The organism is Deltaproteobacteria bacterium (assembly GCA_016219225.1).
Taxonomy (GTDB): Bacteria; Desulfobacterota; RBG-13-43-22; order RBG-13-43-22; family RBG-13-43-22; genus RBG-13-43-22.
On sequence record JACRBX010000284.1, the window covers coordinates 1 to 4,282 of the forward strand.

A 4,282-nucleotide genomic window follows, 5' to 3' on the forward strand; every position below is an offset into this window, starting at 1 on the left:
CTTTATAATGGGGTTCAGGAGGCCGCCATTTTGAGAATCCCGCGCGATCTCTTTATCCCATTCGTCCAAATGGCTTATTTCGTAATCCGTGAGCCAGGAAAGGAATTCATCCAACTCATTTTTCGGAAGGGCCTGGACCTGTTCGGTTATCTTTTTAACTGCAGCTTTCATAAATGATAATGGGCTTGCTACATCCCGATCGCTGATTGCTGAACCCTAACTTTTCTTAATAAATGGAGCCGGAGATGGGATTTGAACCCGCGACCTGCTGATTACGAATCAGCTGCTCTACCCCTGAGCTACGCCGGCTTGAAGAGAATAATTCCATATTTGATCGGAATTGTCAATATATGGATTGGAGATAATTTAGTTCGAAAATAACGTTCAGGGATCGGGGGTCAGGGATCGGGGGTCGGCGAAAACAATTTTCATACTTCGTGGTGCCCCCGAGGGCATGAGGGTTTAGTTTGGAGAGGGAAAGCGGGCTTTTCGGTTTAGGGTAGTGGGGGAAAAAGAAAAAGTTTGCAGTGTCCTCCTCAATGGCCCGCTGGAGGGTTGAAAGAAGGTTGCCTGCCGGAATAATTTAGCTTTTTCTGGAAGTCTTGGTCATAAAATGGGAGATCTGCTGCTCGATTTCTTTCCCCCCGCATTTCGGGCATTGCACCTTTTCTTCTTCATGCTCCTTGATGCTTAAAATCACAGAAAAAGACTCATTACATTTTTTGCAGAAATATTCGTAGGTGGGCATAATGGAGACTCCTTCTTTTCAAAAAATCGATGGAAAAGATCCCAAACCTCTGATTTAAACGCCCTGCTTTCCTGGCCCCCAATCCCCCGAATCATGACAGGAAACAATGTCCCGGGAGCATCCGAATCGAACTTTTCATAAACCTGTCAAATAATATCATGTCCGGTCTAATAAATAAAGCCCCTAGTTATTCAAAAAAACAAAAGGGGTCCCGGTCTTCAAAAATGTCGAGACCCAGGCTGGAGGATACGGCCAGGCAGCCGCCGCAGACCGGACGGATAGGGCAGGGGGCACAGGCTTTGGATCCGGCCCGATATTCTTTGGCCCTTTTCGAAGTGTAGAGTTCTTCAAAGGACTGGTTCGATATATTTCCGATGGGGGAAGGAAACTTGCGGCAGGCATGCACCTCTCCATCAGGCAGCAAGGTAAGAAAATTAAAGGCCGCACTACAGCCGTAACCGGCGCAGCCGCCAAAGAGCTCCCCGCCGTTTTGGTAAAAAAGAATATTGAATAAGTTGTCCTTGAGGCCCAAGATCGGGTTTTCCCTGGATGCCTGAAGGTAGGTTCGTAAAAATTGTTGAAATTCTCCCGGCGTGGGCAAAAGGAGCTTCGAGGCCTCTCCGACCATGGAGAGCCTGTTAAAGAAAAAGGCCTCGGTTTTATCGCGCAATATCTCGGCCAACGGTAAAACCTGGTGGAGGTTATCACGGGTCAGGGTCAGCATTACCATGGAATAAATGCCCTGATCCTTGAGAAGGGCCAGGAAGCGCAGGGTCCGGTCGAAGTGACCGTTCTCGCGCATATGATCATTGTGTTCCGGCAAGCCTTCCAGGCTGACTTGATAAAAAGCGGGATTTTGGATGGATGAAATTTTTTCGATCTTTTCCTGAGCCACCGGATTCCCGAGAATGGCCACGGAAAAACCTTTTTCAAAGGCCGCCTGGTAGATTGCGAAAAAGTTAGGATTTAAAAAAGGATTGCCTCCGGTAAAGGAAATGTGTCCTCTGACGTTTTGACTGCGACAAAAATGGCGTAGATCCTCCAATATTTCCAGTGATTGACCTAAAGATAACGCAAGCCGCGAACTTCGATCATAGCAATGCAGGCAATGCAGATCGCAGGCTTGGGTAATATGCCACTGGAGGGTAAAGACAGGGGAAGAAAAAAAATGTTCCTGGGTGACTTTCCCCTGAGGAAAGATTTGGGGATCCCGACGAATCTTAGAAGGCGATGAGATGAGAATGCCCTTGGCAACGGATCGGTCGATGGCCTTCTCAACGTGGGTTATGGGGAGGCTGCCCATTCGGGCCACTTCTTCGACTTCCAACCCTTCCACGAGCATCTTAAGGGCCAGGAGTTCTTCATCAGAGGCGGTTTCGAACTGTAATTTCCTGGAGTTGGGATCTTGCCAAATTAAAACCCATTCCGGGCCGAGTTGAATCGAAGAAGGGGCTTGAAGGCCTTTTTGCTTGATGAAAAGCGGTAAATTTTTCCAGGAAAGGGATAAGACCTGTAAGGTAGGGTTAAGGGCTATTTTTTCGGATTCTTTTGGAAAATCCGCTGGTTTTCTTTGGGTTTGGTAGATGGCCAATTCCAATCGGATCAGATCCGGTATGGCCCCCGGTAACCGTAAAGAGGCAATTTCTGAAAAAAAGCTATCCGGAAGATTATCCGCGTCCTGGCTTTTTTCCCAGATCTTTTTGATCTCCTCCCAGGTTTCTTTGGACACCAGGGAACGGCTGACTGGAAATATTCGATTAAGTTTCATCCTGATAAGGTAATAACCGGGCAACCTCAAAACGGATAACTTTCGTTAGGTTAAGAGGTCGCCCTAAAGGGTTTTGGGATGGATAGTGCCCACGGCACTACTTTTTCCCGCTTCAACTGCTCTGGCCTGGAGATTTTGGGTCTTGGGTACTACCTGCACCCGGCTTGTCCCCCCCTCAAGCACTTTTTCCATTGGTGACACAACCAGTAGCAAACAGCGCTACTCCGGTCAGCAGGCCGGCGATACTCACTCCTGCCAAGAGCTTTTTCAGCTCTTTTTTATCCATGCGCACCTCACCTCCTTTTTAAATTCGGATTGAGTAAACAAGATGGATTCCGCTCGATTTTCAAGAACTATTAATTTTCTTAATTTTATCGAAAAGGAAGGGGAAATTGAATAATGCGAAGGCTGTATTTTTTATAAAAAGGCTGTATATTGAAACTACAGGAGTCTATTGGTCATTCGTTACTTGTTACTCGTTACTGGTTTCTGGTTAAAACGAGTAACAAGTAACAAGTAACGAGTAACGGATTTATAACCCCATCATCTTGGCCACGATGGTCTTCATGATTTCGTTGGTGCCGGCGAAGATGGACATGACCCGGGTATCCCGCCAGGCCCGGGCAATGGCGTATTCCTCGCAATAACCGTAACCCCCATGGAGCTGGAGGCAATGATCGGCCACCCGGTGGGCCATCTCGGTCGTCCAGTACTTGGCCATGGAGACCTCGGTGACGATATTTTTCCCTTCCATGTGATCGGCGATCAATTTGTCCAGGAAGGTCCGGCCTAATTTAATTTCCGTGGCCATTTCGACGATTTTGAACTGATTGGCCTGAAATTTTGAAATGGGCTTGCCGAAGGCCTTCCGTTCTTTGACGTAGGGCAGGGTGGTTTCGAGTATGCGTTCGGCCGCAGCCACAGCACCGGTGGCGCAGACCAGACGTTCCTGCTGGAGTTTTACCATGAGCATGTAAAAGCCCGCACCCCTCTGGCCCAGGATATGGTCTTTGGGGATGCGGCAATCGGTGAAATAGAGCTCGGCCGTGTCCTGGCTGTGCCAGCCGATCTTTTTGATTTTTTTCCCTTTTTCAAATCCCGGGGTTCCGGCCGGAACGAGAAAGAGGGAGAGGGCGGCATGGGGATCTTCCGTCCTGGGGTCCCGGGCGGCCAGGATCAGCAGGTCGCAGTTGATGCCGTTGGAGATAAAGGTCTTCTGGCCGTTAATGATGAAAGAATCCTCGTCCTCTATGAAATTGGTCCGGATAGCGGCCAGGTCCGAACCGGTATTCGGTTCGGTCATGGCTATGGCTGAAATGATATCTCCGGAAACGCATCCCGGCAGGTATTTCTTTTTCAATTCTTCGGAGCCAAAGGCGGTGATATAAGGGACGACGATATCGCTGTGCAAGGGGGCGGCCAGACCGGTGCAATTGGTCCGGGTCAATTCTTCGCTGACGATGACCGAATAGAGGAAGTCGGCCCCTAATCCACCGTATTCTTCGGGAACATCCATGCACAAAAATCCCTGGTCCCCCATTTTTTTCCAGATACTCCGGGGAACGATCCTGGCTTCTTCCCATTCTTCCACATAAGGGGAAACCTCTTTTTCCAAAAACTTCCGGACTGATTCTCTAAAGATTCGGTGTTCTTCGGTATAGTTTAGAATTTCCATGGTGTTATTCTCCTTTACTTTATTACGAAAATAGGGTTCAAGGATTCCAGGATTCGAGGGTTCAGCCGCTCGGCCCGCTCGGCTCCGCCGA

5 protein-coding genes and 1 tRNA gene are annotated in these 4,282 nt (G+C 48.7%); all 6 read right to left on the reverse strand.

Annotation, left to right across the window (positions count from 1 at the left end):
- On the reverse strand, positions 1 to 171 hold a 171-nt coding region (locus HY879_23375), incomplete at its 3' end, for a hypothetical protein (protein ID MBI5606287.1).
- A 63-nt stretch (positions 172 to 234) separates the two neighbouring features.
- Positions 235 to 309, reverse strand: a tRNA-Thr gene (locus HY879_23380).
- A gap of 274 nt (positions 310 to 583) precedes the next feature.
- Positions 584 to 748: a zinc ribbon domain-containing protein gene (locus tag HY879_23385; GenBank protein ID MBI5606288.1), complete on the reverse strand. Its 165-nt coding sequence runs from the start codon at positions 746 to 748 to the stop codon at positions 584 to 586.
- A gap of 187 nt (positions 749 to 935) precedes the next feature.
- Positions 936 to 2,516 carry a selenobiotic family peptide radical SAM maturase gene (gene sbtM, locus HY879_23390; GenBank protein ID MBI5606289.1) on the reverse strand — a complete coding sequence of 527 codons (1,581 nt, stop codon included), beginning with the start codon at positions 2,514 to 2,516 and terminating at the stop codon, positions 936 to 938.
- 175 nt (positions 2,517 to 2,691) lie between these two features.
- A complete protein-coding gene (locus HY879_23395) occupies positions 2,692 to 2,802 on the reverse strand; it encodes a selenobiotic family radical SAM modification target peptide (protein ID MBI5606290.1) in 111 nt (36 codons plus the stop codon).
- 246 nt (positions 2,803 to 3,048) lie between these two features.
- Positions 3,049 to 4,191, reverse strand: a complete 1,143-nt coding sequence (locus tag HY879_23400) for an acyl-CoA dehydrogenase family protein (GenBank protein ID MBI5606291.1) — start codon at positions 4,189 to 4,191, stop codon at positions 3,049 to 3,051.
- Between the last annotated feature and the right edge of the window lie 91 nt (positions 4,192 to 4,282).